This is a genomic window from Aeromonas sp. FDAARGOS 1419, from assembly GCF_019047045.1.
Classification (GTDB): domain Bacteria; phylum Pseudomonadota; class Gammaproteobacteria; order Enterobacterales; family Aeromonadaceae; genus Aeromonas; species Aeromonas veronii.
This window is the reverse complement of the sequence record NZ_CP077209.1, coordinates 2,620,926-2,635,933: the sequence shown is the minus strand read 5'-3', so window position 1 is coordinate 2,635,933 and position 15,008 is coordinate 2,620,926. Positions and strand designations below refer to the sequence as shown.

Here is a 15,008-nt window from a genome sequence, read left to right as displayed (position 1 = left end):
GAGCCCTCATGAACCCATCTCCTCAAGCCCCCTCACTGGCCGCCTTTCTCTGCACAATGGGATTGGACGCCGCGCTGAGCGAAGCCATCAGCCTGCGCTTGCCACGGCAGACGCTGCGCGCCGGTCAGGCACTGTTGGCGCAAGGGGCGGAGCAGGAAGCTGCCTTCTATATCGAAGCGGGCATCGCTCGCGCCTGCCACTACACCCGGGACGGACAGGAGCGCTGCAAGGAGTTCTACTTCGAAGGGGAGCTCTGCCTGCTCTATGACAGCTGGCTCACTGGGTCGCCCGCCCGCTACCAGCTGGAGGCGCTGACGGAGTTGCAGGTAGTTCGGGTGCCGCTCGCCCTGCTGGAAGAGCCCGCCTGGCAGCCAGTCTGCATGGCCCTGCTACGCCAGCAGCTCGGTTACAAGGAGCGCAAGGAGGCATTTTTGCTGCTCCACTCTCCCGAGGAGCGTTATCGGGAGCTCTGCCACACCTTCCCTCACTGGCCTGCGCGGCTCACTCAGGTGCAGCTCGCCAACTACATCGGCATCAGCCCGGTCACCCTGTCACGGATCCGCAGGCGCATTAACACGGGTTAATGCCGCTCTCCGACCATCCCCTCATGCTGCGCCATCCAAATGACGGACGAGGTGTGGATGATGTCGCTGTTTCTGTGGTCGCAGCTGTTGGTGAGCTTGGCTTTGCTGCTCGATCTGTTGTCGTTTCAGTTGCGGGATCGCCGCAGGATCCTGGCCTGTCTGGCCCTCTCCTGCGCCCTCAATGCCGGTCACTTTGCCCTGCTCGGACAGTGGTCTGCCGCCAGCCTGTTGCTGCTGGCCAGCATGCGCTTTCTGGTCAGCATCTGGCTGGTTCGCCGTATTTTGATGTGGTTTTTCATGGGGTTGGCCTGTGCAGCTGCGCTGGCGACCTATCAGGGCCTGCTCTCATTGATCGGGCTGCTGGCGAGCCTGCTGCAAACCCGGGCCGCGTTTTGCCCCGACGATCGCCTGTTGCGGCGCTGGATGCTGCTCGGCACCCTCTGCTGGCTGGTCAACAACCTGCTGGTGGGCTCTCCGGTCGCCGCACTGATGGAGGGGCTGTTTCTGGTTAGCAATCTGGTGGGGTACTACCGTCACTATGGCTTCCACTATTCGGCCGGTAGCGGTCATAACCATAGTTGTCGCAATCCGGAGCAGCCTTCCGAGCGGACTGACAACTGAGTGTTCGCTCAGGGCTGCTTGTGACCAGCGAAGTAGAGCACCCGTTTGACATACTCCCGGGTCTCGTCATAGGGCGGTATACCGCCATAGCGCTCAACCGCCTTTTCACCTGCGTTGTAGGCTGCCGAGATCAGAACCCAGTCGCCATCGAAACGGCGATCCAGCCACTTGAGATAACTGACGCCACCCTTGATGTTCTGTGCCGGATCAAAGGGTTGAGTGACACCAAAACGCTGCTGGGTTTCGGGGATCAGCTGCATCACCCCCTGCGCATTCTTGGCGGAGACGGCGCGGCTTTCGAGGTTGGATTCGGCAATGGCGATGGCCAGCACCAGCCGCACATCGACCTGATGACGCTTGGCTGCGTGGCGCAGCATGGTGGCCAGCTTCTGTTTGCCCGGTGACTGGCGTGCCAGATATGCCTCGACATTGAACGGTGTGCTGGGCAGGGCGAAATAACGCCCTTGTCCACCGCGCATGCCGACACCGCATTGATCGCCCATGGGGGCATTGCCGACCCGCGGGTTGTAGTAGCGGCTGGCTTGCTGGTTGCCAAGGCGCATCGCCATGGCGAGATAGCTGTTGGCCATTTTCGCGCTGCGCACCGAGGCTGGGCCGGTGGCGAGCAGACGCCCGATCCGGAAGTAACCTTCGGGATTGCCGGTGCTGGCGGCTACGCAGTAGAGGGCTATCGCCTTTTGCAGATTGCCGCTGTGCTGGGCTGCCTGCCCCTGCCTGAGTGCCGTCATTGCCCTGGGGGCTTGTCTGAAATCCCTGCCCTGTGCCGTCTGCGGTATGCCCGCCAGTAGCGACGACAAAAAAAGCAGCAAAAACAGTCCGTTTTCGCTGATCTTCCCCATCGTTTATCTCCTGCTTGAGTAGAGAAGATATAGAGGAACATGGCTGCTATCGCCATGAAAGCAGTGGATCCTGTTGTTATAGCGGGGGGATTTCAGAGAGCAAAATGGTATGGAACTAACGGCATTGCGAGAGCTTCATACCATTTTTCATCGGGTTAGAAGTCGTGGTGATACTCATGCTCATCCAGGTCGGCGGGAGGAAGCGCGCGATAGAAGCTGCCAATTTCGCTGACAACCCAGAGCGAAAGCAGGATCAACATGCTGATAAGGGGAAGCAGGGTGTGGTTCTGGGTCAGGGCATAGGCCGCGATGGCGGCGCCAATCAGGAGAAGGGTTCGGATCATGAGGTGGCTCCTTGTCGTCATGGGGGTGTTGCGTGGCCACGGACAGAGCGCCTGGGGTCGGGAGTTGTTCCCGGGTGGCACGAAGCGAAGTGATTATATCGCGTCATGCCGCTGCCGATCCGTGGTGTCATCACACTTTCCATAGTCATGGGTTTCGTATCGAGTTGGGCCCCGCCAGATACGGGGCCAGTAATGGTTTGACGGTCAGAAGAAACCGCCGTTGTTATCGTCACTGTCGGCCCAGCCGCCACTCAGGTTATCGTCGTCGAGAAAACTGCTGCCAACATCGGGAGGTGAATCCCAGCCGTCCCAGCGTACCGGTTCCGCATCGACCGGATTGGCGATGGGCGCTGGCTCTATGATGTCGATGATCTCCTCGGGCCGGTTGCTGTGAAACAGTCCGCCGATCATGTCGGCCAGCATCACGCCACCGGCAACCCCGGCTGCGGTTTGCAGGGCGCCCCCTAAAAAGGAGCTGGCACGGGACGCGGGCTGGGCAGGCGCGGTTGCCGGTGGCGGCGTAAAGCGCGGGGGCATGCTGCTCTCGCTACCAAACAGGCCGGAGAGAAAACTGCCGCCGCTCGAACTGTTCTGGCTGGCCTCCAGCTCCTTGACTCGATCGTTGAGGCGGGTAAGGGCTGCCTGCTGGATCAGCAGCGCCTGGGCCATGTAGTAGGGGGCATCGGGCTGCTCTGCCAGATGCTGGCGGATCAGCTGATCCGCTTGTGGGTCTCGTTTGCTATCCCTGGCTTGCGCTTGCTTGAGGCGGTCGAACAGTCCATCGATCAGACCCTGTTCCTGTGATTGCATCTCAAATCCTCGCTATGGTGCGCAGACAGTGCGTTCAGCCATCCTAAAACCCGCGGGGCATCAGTGGTATCTGATTAACTCATCAATGACCGAGAGGCTGCCCGTGCTCGTCAGCGGACGGGCCGGTAGTAGTTGAGATACCAGCGGACAAACTCGGCAACACCTTGCTTGAGGGGCGTGGCGGGGCGCAGGCCGGTGAGGGTGTGCAGCGGCTCGCTGTCGGCCCAGGTGGCGTGCATGTCGCCTGCCTGCATCGGCTGCATCCGCTTGATGGCGGGCTTGCCGATGGCCTCTTCCAGCGCCTCGATAAAATCGAGCAGCCGCACCGGCTGGCCGTTGCCGATATTGAGGATGCGGTAGGGGGCGGCGCTCTCGGCCGCGCTCTGCTCGCTGGCATGCCAATCGGGATTGGGGCGGGGCGGCTGGTCGGCCACGGTGAGGATCCCCGCGACGATGTCGTCTATGTAGGTGAAGTCGCGGCTGAGATCGCCGTGGTTGTATACGTCGATAGGCTCGCCCGCGAGGATGGCGCGGGTGAACTTGATGATGGCCATGTCAGGCCGGCCCCAGGGGCCGTAGACGGTAAAGAAGCGCAGCCCTGTGGTGGGCAGGCCATAGAGCGCCGAATAGGCGTGGGCCATCAGCTCGCCGCTCTTTTTGGTCGCAGCGTAGAGGGAGACCGGGTGATCCACCTGCTGCGCGGTGGAGTAGGGCATCTGATCCCCCATGCCATAGACCGAGCTGGAGGAGGCGTAGATGAGGTGCTGAATCCCGTGGTGACGACACCCCTCCAGCACCGTCAGCATGCCGGTGAGGTTGCTGTCGGCGTAGGCAAACGGATTCTCCAGCGAGTAGCGTACCCCCGCCTGAGCCCCCAGATGGATCACGCGCTCGAAACCATGACGGGAAAAGAGAGTAGCCATCGCTTCGCGATCCGCCAGATCGACCCGTTCGAAGTGGAAATGGGGATAACTGGCCAATTGTGCCAGCCGCGCCTCTTTCAGACTCACCTCGTAGTAGTCGTTAAGGTTGTCGATGCCCACCACCTGATGACCCGCCGCGCAGAGCCGGCTGGCCACATGAAAACCGATAAAGCCGGCAACACCGGTGACCAGATAGGTCATGGTTGGGGTCCTGTGCAGATCATGGGGCTCCTGACAGTGATGAGAAAAGGGGGTTGCGCGCTTTGTAGCAGAGCCGGCGCGTTTGCGCCATGGCAAACCGCCTCTGTCGGCGCGGCATGCTGCATCTTGGTGCAGCGGGTGTCAATGCCAGATGACAGGCACCAGAATGGGGCGTTCAAGCCGACTGTTGTGATCCTTTTCACAAAAAATAGACTGGACTCCATAACGAAGCCCTGTGGACAGGGCTCGCAGCCCGCCCGCAACGGCAGGCGACAGACACTCTCTCTTTACTTCGCTTGGATACAGGTTATGGACAACACCTCGATTCGCACTGCCCATCCTATTTATGAGGATGTGCTGGCCCTGCTGACGGCGGCCGGCTTTGTTTCCCTCGGCATCTTTCTGTTTCATCAGGTTGGCCTGCTCACTGGCGGTACTGCTGGGCTGGCGCTGCTGCTGCAAAAGGTGACCGGTATCAGCTTCGGCCTGCTGTTTTTCGGCATCAACCTGCCCTTCTATGCGCTGGCATGGCTGCGGATGGGGCCACGTTTTACCTTCAACACCTTTGTCTCGGTGGCGGCGGTCTCCTACATGACCGATCACCTCAACGGGGTGTTGCAGATCGGCAAGATAGAGCCTCTCTATGCGGCGCTGATCGGCGGTACCCTGATTGGCATGGGTCTGCTCATCATGTTCCGTCACAAGTCGAGTCTGGGGGGCTTCAACATTCTGGCGCTCTTTATTCAGGATCGCTTTGGCATCCGGGCGGGCAAGCTGCAGATGGGGCTCGATTGCGCCATTGTTGTTGCCTCGTTTTTCGTGGTGCAGCCCTGGATCCTGGCGCTATCCATCGTGGCGGCGGTTATCTGTAATCTGGTGTTGACACTCAACCACAAGCCCGGCCGTTACCAGATTGCCTGACAAGCTGCGGCAGTGGCTCGATAAGACAAGCGTGACCCGATAGCACGAGGCGGCTTGATGGCCGCCTCGTCTGTTTCTACCCTGGCGTTTGTTCGCTGCGCCTAGCTCGCCTGTTCCAGCCTGCTGTCGCTGCTCATGGCGTTACCACTAATGGCGCTGCCGTCGATGGCGTGACCACCGACGGCGAGCGGGGTGTGACAGGCCACCTGATGATGGGCCTCATCACACGCCTCAAGCCTTGGCGCCTTGCTTTTGCACAACTCGGTCGCATGGGGGCAGCGCTGGTGGAAGTGGCAGCCGCTTGGCGGCGAGATGGGGGAGGGCACATCGCCGGTCAGCAGAATGCGCTGGCTGCGCCTGCGCGGGTCCGGTACCGGAATGGCGGAGATCAGCGCCTGGGTATAGGGATGGCGCGGCGCCAGATAGAGCGACTGGGCATCCGCCAGTTCGACGATCCGTCCCAGATACATCACTGCAATCCGATCCGAGATGTGTTTGACCACCGACAGATCGTGGGCGATGAAAATGATGGAGAGGTTCATCTCCCGCTGCAGGCTGAGCAGCAGGTTGACGATCTGTGACTGCACCGAGACATCGAGGGCCGAGACCGCCTCGTCGCACACCAGCAGCTTGGGCTTGAGGGCGATGGCGCGGGCGATGCCGATCCGCTGGCGCTGACCGCCGGAAAACTCGTGGGGGTAGCGATCCACCGCGCTGCCCGGCAGGCCCACTTTTGCCAGCAACTCCTGCACCCAGGCGCGGCGCTGCTCAGTGTTGCCTTTACCGTGGATGATAAAGGGCTCCTCCAGGATCTGACCCACGGTGTGGCGGCTGTTGAGGGATTCTGCAGGATCCTGAAACACCATCTGCATCTCCTGACGCAGGGAGCGCATCTCCTTCGGGCTGAGGGCGGTGATATCGCGCCCCTCGAAGGTGATGGTGCCCGCGGTCGGCTCGAACAGCTTGAGCAGGCTGCGCCCGAGGGTGGACTTGCCGCAGCCCGACTCACCCACCAGCCCCAGCGTTTCCCCCTGTTTCAGGTCGAAGCTGATGCCATCCACCGCGTGAACCGTATATTGCTTGCGCAGGAAACCGCCTCCCAGCCGGAAATGCTGTTTTAGATCCCTGACCGATAACAGAGTGCTCATACGGTCAACTCCTTCCAGTAGTGACAGGCGACATGGTGGCGCGGATTGAGTTGCTCCACCGCCGGAATGGCGCTGATGCAGAGATCGGTCGCGTGGGGACAGCGGTTGGAGAAACGGCAGCCAGCGGGCATCTCGTGCAGGGCCGGTACCTGTCCCTTGATGGTCTTGAGCAGGCTCTTGGGCTCATCCTCCAGGCGCGGGATCGAGCTCATCAGGCCGTGGGTATAGGGGTGACGGGGATGGTCAAACAGCTCGAACACGTCGGCCTGCTCTACCGCCCGCCCGGCATACATCACCACCACTTCGTCGCACAGCTCCGCCACCACCCCCAGATCGTGGGTAATAAAGATGATGGCCATGCCGGTCTGGGCCTGCAGCTCTTTCATCAGTTCGAGGATCTGGGCCTGAATGGTGACATCCAGCGCCGTGGTCGGCTCGTCGCAGATAAGCAGGTCTGGCTCGCAGGAGAGCGCCATGGCGATCATCACCCGTTGGCGCATACCGCCGGAGAGGTTGTGGGGATAGACCGCAAAGCGCTGGGCCGGTTCCGGGATCCCCACCTTCTGCAGCATGGCGATGGCCGCGGCTTTGCGCTGGGCCTTGTCATACTCCGGGCGGTGGAGGCGAAACACCTCCATCAGCTGCTCCCCCACCGTCTGCACCGGGTTGAGGGCCGTCATCGGCTCCTGAAAGATCATCGAGATGCGGTTGCCACGCACCTTGTACATCTGATCCGGCGCAAGTGACAGCAGCTCCTCCCCCTGAAAGCGGATGGAACCGGCGACTACCTGACCGTGGGGTTTGGGCAAGAGCCCCATGATGGCGAGCGAGGTAACGCTCTTGCCACAGCCAGACTCGCCGACGATCCCAAGGGTCTGACCCGGGGCCACCTTGAAGCTGACCCCGTCGAGTACCTTGATCTTGCCGTCATCGACGGCGAACTCCACCTCGAGATCGCGTACTTCGAGGATTGGGGCCAGGTGCTGGCCGTTATCAACGGCGAACTCCCCCCCGTTATCCGGTACGTCAAGAATGGGGGCCTGAGTGTTGGGCATAACGGCTGCTCCCTTCGCAATGGCCTGAATATCAATGACGTGCATAGGTCTTGTCGAGCAGGTTGATGGGCGCCAGCGCCTCCCCTGCCTCCTTGGCGTTGCGGGTCTCTTCCTTCACCTTGGGATCAAGCCAGAGCAGACCGCCACTACTGTGAGGATAACCGTCCATCGGCCAGTAGAGCAGATCCGGCGTGTTCTTGGTGGCAGGCACTTCCGGCAGCATCACATAACGCCAGCTGCTGGCCCGCACATAGTTGAGCTGCACCCCGGGCACGAAGATGGCGAGATCATAGATGCGCTGCTGGATCTGCTGGGAGAGCTTGGCCCGCTTGGCCATGTCGAATTCGACGTTGTAGGCATCGATCAGCGCGTCCAGATCCTTGTCCGCTACGTTGAACAGGTTGTTGGTCTGCGGCTTGTTGGCGTTGGCGGAGTGGAAAAACTCCCAATATTGCGGATAGAGACCGCCGCCGCCCCAACCGAGCCAGGCCGCCTCGTGTTTCTTCTCCAGCATCACCTTGAAGCCGGTGGCGCCATCCACCAGATTGAGCTCCAGATCCAGACCCGCCTTCTTGGCCTCCTCTTTCAGCACGGTCAGGCGCTTGGAGTGCTCCTGACTGGTGTAGGTGAGCGCCAGCGTCAGCCGCTCACCCTTCTCATTTTGCAGGATGCCGTCCGGCCCCGGCTTGTTGTAGCCGCCCTTGGCAAAGTACTCCCGCGCCTTGCCAATGTCATAAGCCCGCTCCGGCAGCGTGATGTCAGTGAACTCGCCAAAGCCCGAGTCGAAGGTGGTGGCTCTGTCGTAATCGCCGCGCAGCACGGTCTCGATCATCTTGTCTATGTTGAAGGCGTGCTGGATGCCGAGGCGCACGTTTACGTCCGCCAGCTTGGGGTTGGCCACATTGAGGTGAACCCCCTGACCGCCCTGTTTGGTATCGGTCATGGCCATTACCTTTTGCACGTAGCCTTTTTTGTACTCCGGGGTGACCGCTTTTTCATGCCACCAGTTGGGCAGGATCATCTCGAAGGTATCGATCTCCCCTTTCAGGAAGTGGCGGAAGGCGATGTTGTGGTCGCGGATCACCTGCACCTTGATAGTGTCGATGTTGAATCTGTGCTGGTTGTAGCGATCGTCTTTTGCCCACCAATCCTTCTGCTTGCTGAAGGTGACCGACTTGCCCTTCTTGACGTCGCTGATCACGTAGGGGCCTGTGGTGGGCACCACGGCCCAGTTGTACTGCTTCACCCAGTTGGGGGTCAGCTTGTAGTAGTGCTTGGGCTGGGGCCACAGCTCGGTGGTGTTGAGCAGGTCCATCTTGGCCTTGCGGTTGCCCGCTTTGACCATAATGGTGTGGTCGTCGATCTTCTCTACCGCGACCACTTCAGTGGTGTAGTAGTTGTTGAACCAGGGCCCCTTGATGTGTTTGGAGCGCATCATCTCGTAGCCGAAGGTGTAGTCATCGGCATTGACCGGCTTGCCATCCGACCATTTGGCGCGCGGATCCAGCTTGAAGTAGACGGTCTGGCTGTCTGGCGCGATGGCCCAGTGGGTCGCCAGCGAGGGGATGGGGTTGCCGGTATTGGGGTGGAAGCTGATGAGTCGCAACTGGTTATCGAGAATAAAGGAACGGAACGATCCGTTGGAGTCAGGCCCCACGGTGCGGAACGTCAGCGGAAAGCTCTCCACAAACATATTGAGGCTGCCGCCCGACAGCGCCTTGGGGGAGGCGAACACAGGATCCGTGTCGTTGGTCTCCCATTTGAGATCCGCGGGCAGGCTGGCCGCCCAGACCCAGGATCCGTTTACCAGCACAAAGAGAGCACCTATCCATTTGATTTTATTTTTCATGTTTGACTTCCAGGTCTGGCCCCTGCACTGGGGGTCTTGATTGATAACGGGATTATCCCTTGCTCCCGGGACCGCCGATGGCGGCGGCCCGTCCTTCATTAATCACTGTTCGTTACCCTGCGCCTGCCGATGCGCTGGCATCGGCTGGCTTATTGGTAACGGGTAAATTTGCGCGGATCGAACGCCTCGCGGATCGCCTCACCAATAAAGGAGACCATGATCAGCACCAGACTCACCGCTGCCACCACCGAGCTGACGATCCAGATGGCATCCAGATTGTTGATGCCCTGGGAGAGCAGCTCCCCCCAGCTCGGGGTCGGCGGCGCAAGGCCAAAGCCCAGATAGTCGAGCGCCGTAAGGGTCGAGATATTGCCCACCACGGCGAATGGCGCCAGGGTGACGATCATCATCAGGGTGTTGGGCAGGATATGGTTGAAGATGATCCGCCCGGTGGTCGCCCCTTGCGCTCGCGCCGCCATCACATAGTCCCGCGCCCGCTCCTTGTAGGTGAGGGTGCGCATATACCAGGTGATCCCCATCCAGCCGAACAGCACGTTGATGGCGACAAACAGGCCGAAGTTGGGCTTGGCCAGCGACACCAGGATCATGATGACGTAGAGAAATGGCACCTGGGACCAGATCTCGATAAAGCGTTGCAGGATGAGGTCAAAGCGGCCGCCGAGAAAGCCCATCAGACAGCCGATGGTGACCCCGATGGCGTAACTGGCAGCCAGTGCGATAAAGGCAAAGCCGATGGCGATGCGAAAGCCGTAAACCAGCCGTGCCAGCACATCGCGACCGCTGGTGTCGGTGCCGAGGAAGTGGCGCTCGGCCGCGCTGGGGGCGTAAGGCGGGTAGGCATCCTCCTTGAAATCCTGCTCGTAGGGATTCCAGGGGACTAGCGGCAGCAGCACCCAGTCGCCCTGGCCCTCTGCGGCAAACTTGGCCTTGAGCTGGCGGTAGTTGGTTTCGTACTCGTAATCGAGCCCGAACTGCTGACCGGGGATCACATCGCCATAGGTGGGGAAGTGCAGCTGGCCCTGATAGCTCACCATCAGTGCCCGGCTGTTGACCAGCAGCTCCGCCAGCATGGAGAGCAGCACCAGGGTGGTGAAGATGATGAAGGAGTAGTAACCGCGCTTGATCGACTTGAAGCGCTTGAGTTTTTTCAAGGTAACCGGATTGAGCTTCATGGTCAGTCTCCAAACCGCACGCGGGGGTCAACAGAAGGTGCAACGCAGATATCGGAGACGATATGGCGTGATATCAGCATCGGCATGGCAATAGAGGTCTGGTTCATGGTCAATCTCCAAACCGCACGCGGGGATCAACGAGGGCAACGCAGATATCGGAGACGATATTGCCAATCAGCATCAGCATGGAGGTGATGGCCAGAATGCCCATGACGGTGGGGTAATCCCGCTCGACGATAGCCTCGTAACCGAGCAGGCCGATGCCGTCGATGTTGAAGATGGTCTCGATGAGGAAGGAGCCGCCAAAGAAAACGGTGAGCACAGACCCCAGGTGACTGGCGATGGGGATCAGGCTGTTGCGCATGGCGTGGTCGGTGACCGCCTTGCGAAACGGCAGTCCCTTGGCCACGGCGGTACGCACATAATCGGCCGACAGGTTCTCCATCAGGCTGTTTTTCATGGTCATGGTGAGGATGGCGAAATCGCCGATGGCGTAGGCGATAAGCGGCAGCAGGGCGTGGGCAAAGACAGTGCGGATCTGATCCCAGCTGCTCTCCATGTATTCAAAGTCGTCTCCCGGAAAACCGCCCATCGGCAGCCACTCCAGATGGAAGGCGAAGACGGTGATGAGGAAGATCCCCACCACGTAGGCGGGCAGGGCATAGGCCATGTAGATAAGCATGGAGCTTAACGAGTCGAAGCGGCTGTTGTGCCTGAGCGCCTTGGCCACTCCGAGCGGAATGGAGACCGCATAGCTCAGCAGAAAGGTTGCCAGTCCGAAGAAGGCGGTAACGGGGAGCCGCTCCTTGATGAGATCCCACACCGGCTCGTAGTAGCGGGTCGATTCGCCCAGATCCAGCACCGCCAGCTTCTGCAGCCACTCCCAGTAGGCGACCAGCATGGGCTTGTCGAGCCCATAGAAGGCCTTGAGCTCCTCGATCTGTTCATCGGAGAGGGCCTGCGCCCCCTTGCTGCCACTGGAGCGGCCGGATTCATTCTGGGAAACCTGGGCTTGCAGCAGCATGCGTTCGACCGGACCGCCCGGCACGAAACGGGTGATGGTGAAGACGAGCAGGGTGATACCGAGAAACGTCGGGATGATCAAAAGCATCCGGCGTAGGAAATACGACAGCATGGTGGAACCTCGTCCTTGTTGTTCTTTTTTGCGGCCAGTCAAATCCGGTGACGGGCCTGTCCTTCCTGGCATTACGCGCTGGATTGGTTGCCAAACAGCAGACAATCCGCTTGGCCACTGTAAAAGCTCTGCAACAAAAATCAAGTACAAGGAAATGGAAAACTGGGACAAATGACCCGCTGAGACCAAAAGCACCGAAAAATGACGTTTTTTATCTGAAAAGTGAAAATCAAAACAAAACGCTACTGCTCAACATTATTTTAAAAAATATAAACAGCTGTTTGTTTGAGTTTTTAGTGTTTTTAAGTTGTTGATTTTCAATGTTTTTGTTTGGGTGGTGAAATTGAAGGAAAACGATATCATCTCGACGATTTTAACTGTTATCCCCATGGGAGCGGTCAGGTTCAACCCTCATGAAGTTAGTGTTTTATTCTTATTAAGGCCGATAAATCAAAATAAGATATAAACGGACAGCATGTTAACTAATAAGTTCATCAAATTTTAATTCAGCGCCATTTACGCCATTTAACAATGTTTTTACATTGTGCGGGTTGTTTTTGGCAGAATTATTCACTAATTATGTCGGTCAAAATTAATACACTCCGCTTATTCTACGCCTGACCTCGCCACACCCCTGCGCCATTGACGTCGCTAGTCAAAGATTGATAAGCCTTACACATCGCTCCAAAGAGGGCGGTATCAGGAAGCAAACAATAAACAACCAGGAAGGATATAAGCGATGCTTAGGAAGAGCAGAATCTCTGCTGCGATTGCGTTCGCCTTGGCGAGCCTTGCGGCGGCCCCATCCGTATCTGCCGAAGAAGGGCAGAACGTCGAAAAACTGCAGAAAATCAAAGTCACTGGCTCCCGTATCTCCCGTGTTGATGTTGAGGGGGCAACTCCGGTTGTCTCTGTCAGCAAGGCCCAAATTGAACAGTCTGGTCAGCAGACTGTGGCCGATTATCTGAAACAGGCCTCCTACAACTCCTTCGGTGGTTTCTCCCCATCCTCCGGTAGTTCTGCCCAGTCACAAGCCACAGTAGGGCTGCGCGGTCTTGGTGAAGATCGCACGCTGGTGCTGCTTAATGGCAAGCGTATCGCCGGTTCTCCCTCCATGGGCGGCACTGCCATCAACCTCAACACCATCCCCATGGCGGCGGTTGAGCGGGTGGAAGTGAACCTGGATGGTGGCTCCGCCCTGTATGGCTCTGATGCCATCGGCGGCGTTATCAACGTGATCCTCAAAGAGGGTTTCGAAGGGCTGACTTTCCAGGGACGTATTGGTTCACCGACCGAAGAGGGTGGTGACGAGCAGAGTGGCTCCATCGTTAGCGGCATCTCGGGTGAGAAAGGCTCCCTGATGATGGTCTACGAGCACGATGTGAAAGACGAGATCTATTACAAGGATCGCGACTATCTGGCGAAAGAGGGGGCAACTGCTCCGAGTCTCTATGGCCGCAATATCAAGGGAGTGGATGCCACTACCGGCAAGACGGTTACCCGTACCCTGAAGGGAGTTGACTGTGAAGGTACCGGCACCGGTTTCGTCACCAAGGGCACGGCTTGCCGCTTCGACTTTGCCCAGGTCGCTGCCAAGACTGCCTCTCGTACCCGCGACACCGTCTACCTCAACGGTCGCTACCATATCAACGACAATGTGGATTTCGTGCCACAGATGATTGGTTCTCGCGTCACCAGTTTTGGTCGTTTCGCGCCAGCTGCCGGTGCCTTCACCGTAGATGGTTCCACCCCTGAAAGCGCAGCAGTTCTGTCTGCCAACAACTTCAGCACCGCCAAGGCTGCGACCGTTTACTACCGCTTCAACAACGTCGGTCCCCGTGACAACGATGTGACTGACTTGACCGGTACCCTGAACCTGGGTTTTGAAGGGGTGGTGCCGACCGAAGCAGTAGGCGATCTGGAATGGAATGCTGGTTACATGTATTCCAAAACAGATAACCAGAGCACCGGCAATGGTTATGTCTTGGCTCCCGCTGTGGAAACTCAGGTCAATACCGGCAAGTTTGTTAATGGCAGCTTCTCTGATGCGGCGACCAAGGATCTCTCCTATACCACCAGCCGCAATTCCAAGATGGACTTCTTCCAGTGGTACGGCGGTGTAGGTTGGGATATGGGCGAACTGCCCGCTGGCCCGGTCAGCTGGTATCTTGGGGCCGAGTATAACGATTGGGTTTACTCCGATACCTATGACAGCCAGTCCGAAGCGGGTAACGTACTGGGTTCATCCGGTAACTCCGGTGGTGGTGTACGCGATGTGTTTGCCACCTACATCGAGAGCCTGATCCCCATCACCGAGCAGATCGAACTGAACCTGGCGGGTCGTTATGACAAGTACAGCGATTTTGGCAGCGCCTTCTCGCCCAAAGCGAGTCTGCGTTATCAACCGCTCGACCAGCTGATGTTCCGTACCTCCTGGTCCCAGTCTTTCCGCGCGCCGGGTCTGAACGATCTCTACGCGGCTGATGCCCAGTCAGCGGACTTTGCCAAGGACTATGTCTACTGCCAGGCCAATGGCATTGCCAACTGTTCCGAAGCGCAGTACGAGACAACACGTCAATCCAACAAGAACCTGAAGGAAGAGACGGCTGACACCTTTACCATCGGTGCTGCTTACAACCCGCTGGACAACCTAAACCTGTCGCTCGATTACTACTACATCAAGATTGATGACGTGATCCAGCTGGCTACCACCCAGACCCAGTTCTATCAGGAGCTCAATACCGGCAGCAACCCGAACGTCATCCGTGATGCCAACGGCGATGTAGAGAAGGTCTATGCCGGCATGGTCAACCTGGGGCAGCTTAAGACCAGTGGTATCGACTTCAAGGCGGACTACAAGTACGACTTCAACTCCTTCACCCTGCGTTACGACTTTGGCAGCAGCTACATCCTGAAATATGAGGAAGGTCTGTTTGCTGGTGGCCCAATGGTCGACAAGAAGGGCTGGAATGGCAAACCCGACTTCCGCTTCAACTCCGGGATCGGTGCCAACTTCCCGCAGCTGTGGAATCTGGATACCTACCTGAGCACCAACTATATCGACTCCCAGAGCCAGGACTATGTGGATGACAAGGAAGAGGGCCATATTGCTTCCAACACCATCTGGAACCTGAACGTCGCGGTCGATACCAGCTGGAATGCCAAGATCCAGACCGGCGTGAAGAACATGTTCAACCGCGGGCCTTCCCTGTCCAACGATGGTTTCACTTACGATGAATACCTCTACGGCATCGACGGTCGCGTCTACTACATCGACTACACCCAGAAGTTCTAATCAACCCTGTTGATATACAACCTCAGCCGGCCCGGTCGGGCCGGCTGTGCCCAACGTCCAAGGAAGTTA

The 15,008-nt window shown here is 58.5% G+C and carries 13 protein-coding genes; 4 read left to right on the top strand and 9 right to left on the bottom strand.

Annotated features, from left to right (window positions below):
- Positions 1 to 8: 8 nt before the first annotated feature.
- Together I6L49_RS11750 and I6L49_RS11745 are read left to right on the top strand one after the other, a co-directional pair.
- Complete coding sequence (locus tag I6L49_RS11750; protein ID WP_204482605.1) at positions 9 to 584, top strand: Crp/Fnr family transcriptional regulator; 576 nt, start codon at positions 9 to 11, stop codon at positions 582 to 584.
- A gap of 57 nt (positions 585 to 641) precedes the next feature.
- The gene (locus I6L49_RS11745; protein WP_233267716.1) at positions 642 to 1,205 is read left to right on the top strand and encodes a YgjV family protein; all 564 of its coding nucleotides are present in this window, start codon (positions 642 to 644) and stop codon (positions 1,203 to 1,205) included.
- A gap of 8 nt (positions 1,206 to 1,213) precedes the next feature.
- Here the strand turns inward: I6L49_RS11745 and I6L49_RS11740 are convergent, their stop codons facing one another.
- The 4 genes from I6L49_RS11740 to I6L49_RS11725 form a co-directional block, all read right to left on the bottom strand.
- A complete protein-coding gene (locus tag I6L49_RS11740; protein WP_158111954.1) occupies positions 1,214 to 2,065 on the bottom strand; it encodes a lytic transglycosylase domain-containing protein in 852 nt (283 codons plus the stop codon).
- Positions 2,066 to 2,220: 155 nt separating this feature from the next.
- Entirely contained in the window at positions 2,221 to 2,409 is a 189-nt protein-coding gene (locus I6L49_RS11735) for a hypothetical protein (RefSeq protein WP_033114101.1), read from the bottom strand.
- Positions 2,410 to 2,613: 204 nt separating this feature from the next.
- On the bottom strand, positions 2,614 to 3,219 hold the full coding sequence (locus I6L49_RS11730) for a DUF2076 domain-containing protein (RefSeq protein ID WP_216949599.1): 606 nt from the start codon (positions 3,217 to 3,219) through the stop codon (positions 2,614 to 2,616).
- A gap of 110 nt (positions 3,220 to 3,329) precedes the next feature.
- Complete coding sequence (locus I6L49_RS11725) at positions 3,330 to 4,343, bottom strand: NAD-dependent epimerase (protein WP_216949598.1); 1,014 nt, start codon at positions 4,341 to 4,343, stop codon at positions 3,330 to 3,332.
- A 309-nt stretch (positions 4,344 to 4,652) separates the two neighbouring features.
- On the opposite strand from I6L49_RS11725, the gene I6L49_RS11720 reads away from it, so the two are divergent.
- Positions 4,653 to 5,264: a YitT family protein gene (locus I6L49_RS11720; RefSeq protein ID WP_005349421.1), complete on the top strand. Its 612-nt coding sequence runs from the start codon at positions 4,653 to 4,655 to the stop codon at positions 5,262 to 5,264.
- Positions 5,265 to 5,365: 101 nt separating this feature from the next.
- Here I6L49_RS11720 and I6L49_RS11715 read toward each other — a convergent pair whose 3' ends face one another.
- The 5 genes from I6L49_RS11715 to I6L49_RS11695 form a co-directional block, all read right to left on the bottom strand.
- Positions 5,366 to 6,412: an ABC transporter ATP-binding protein gene (locus tag I6L49_RS11715; RefSeq protein ID WP_216949597.1), complete on the bottom strand. Its 1,047-nt coding sequence runs from the start codon at positions 6,410 to 6,412 to the stop codon at positions 5,366 to 5,368.
- The gene (locus I6L49_RS11710; RefSeq protein WP_204481123.1) at positions 6,409 to 7,467 is read right to left on the bottom strand and encodes an ABC transporter ATP-binding protein; all 1,059 of its coding nucleotides are present in this window, start codon (positions 7,465 to 7,467) and stop codon (positions 6,409 to 6,411) included. The genes I6L49_RS11715 and I6L49_RS11710 overlap by 4 nt, the downstream gene beginning before the upstream one ends.
- Positions 7,468 to 7,498: 31 nt before the next feature.
- Positions 7,499 to 9,316 (bottom strand): extracellular solute-binding protein, encoded by a 1,818-nt coding sequence (locus I6L49_RS11705; protein WP_164536165.1) that lies wholly within the window; start codon positions 9,314 to 9,316, stop codon positions 7,499 to 7,501.
- A 149-nt stretch (positions 9,317 to 9,465) separates the two neighbouring features.
- Entirely contained in the window at positions 9,466 to 10,509 is a 1,044-nt protein-coding gene (locus I6L49_RS11700; protein WP_216949596.1) for an ABC transporter permease, read from the bottom strand.
- A gap of 109 nt (positions 10,510 to 10,618) precedes the next feature.
- Entirely contained in the window at positions 10,619 to 11,644 is a 1,026-nt protein-coding gene (locus I6L49_RS11695) for an ABC transporter permease subunit (protein ID WP_031227629.1), read from the bottom strand.
- 739 nt (positions 11,645 to 12,383) lie between these two features.
- On the opposite strand from I6L49_RS11695, the gene I6L49_RS11690 reads away from it, so the two are divergent.
- A complete protein-coding gene (locus tag I6L49_RS11690) occupies positions 12,384 to 14,939 on the top strand; it encodes a TonB-dependent receptor (protein ID WP_100646683.1) in 2,556 nt (851 codons plus the stop codon).
- The last annotated feature ends 69 nt before the right edge of the window (positions 14,940 to 15,008 follow it).

What these genes read in the sequence shown, in the direction of transcription:
- I6L49_RS11750 (WP_204482605.1), top strand. Translation starts at nt 9, where the DNA reads ATGAACCCATCTCCTCAAGCCCCCTCACTGGCCGCCTTTCTCTGCACA.
- I6L49_RS11745 (WP_233267716.1), top strand. Translation starts at nt 642, where the DNA reads ATGATGTCGCTGTTTCTGTGGTCGCAGCTGTTGGTGAGCTTGGCTTTG.
- I6L49_RS11740 (WP_158111954.1), bottom strand. Translation starts at nt 2,065, where the DNA reads ATGGGGAAGATCAGCGAAAACGGACTGTTTTTGCTGCTTTTTTTGTCG.
- I6L49_RS11735 (WP_033114101.1), bottom strand. Translation starts at nt 2,409, where the DNA reads ATGATCCGAACCCTTCTCCTGATTGGCGCCGCCATCGCGGCCTATGCC.
- I6L49_RS11730 (WP_216949599.1), bottom strand. Translation starts at nt 3,219, where the DNA reads ATGCAATCACAGGAACAGGGTCTGATCGATGGACTGTTCGACCGCCTC.
- I6L49_RS11725 (WP_216949598.1), bottom strand. Translation starts at nt 4,343, where the DNA reads ATGACCTATCTGGTCACCGGTGTTGCCGGCTTTATCGGTTTTCATGTG.
- I6L49_RS11720 (WP_005349421.1), top strand. Translation starts at nt 4,653, where the DNA reads ATGGACAACACCTCGATTCGCACTGCCCATCCTATTTATGAGGATGTG.
- I6L49_RS11715 (WP_216949597.1), bottom strand. Translation starts at nt 6,412, where the DNA reads ATGAGCACTCTGTTATCGGTCAGGGATCTAAAACAGCATTTCCGGCTG.
- I6L49_RS11710 (WP_204481123.1), bottom strand. Translation starts at nt 7,467, where the DNA reads ATGCCCAACACTCAGGCCCCCATTCTTGACGTACCGGATAACGGGGGG.
- I6L49_RS11705 (WP_164536165.1), bottom strand. Translation starts at nt 9,316, where the DNA reads ATGAAAAATAAAATCAAATGGATAGGTGCTCTCTTTGTGCTGGTAAAC.
- I6L49_RS11700 (WP_216949596.1), bottom strand. Translation starts at nt 10,509, where the DNA reads ATGAAGCTCAATCCGGTTACCTTGAAAAAACTCAAGCGCTTCAAGTCG.
- I6L49_RS11695 (WP_031227629.1), bottom strand. Translation starts at nt 11,644, where the DNA reads ATGCTGTCGTATTTCCTACGCCGGATGCTTTTGATCATCCCGACGTTT.
- I6L49_RS11690 (WP_100646683.1), top strand. Translation starts at nt 12,384, where the DNA reads ATGCTTAGGAAGAGCAGAATCTCTGCTGCGATTGCGTTCGCCTTGGCG.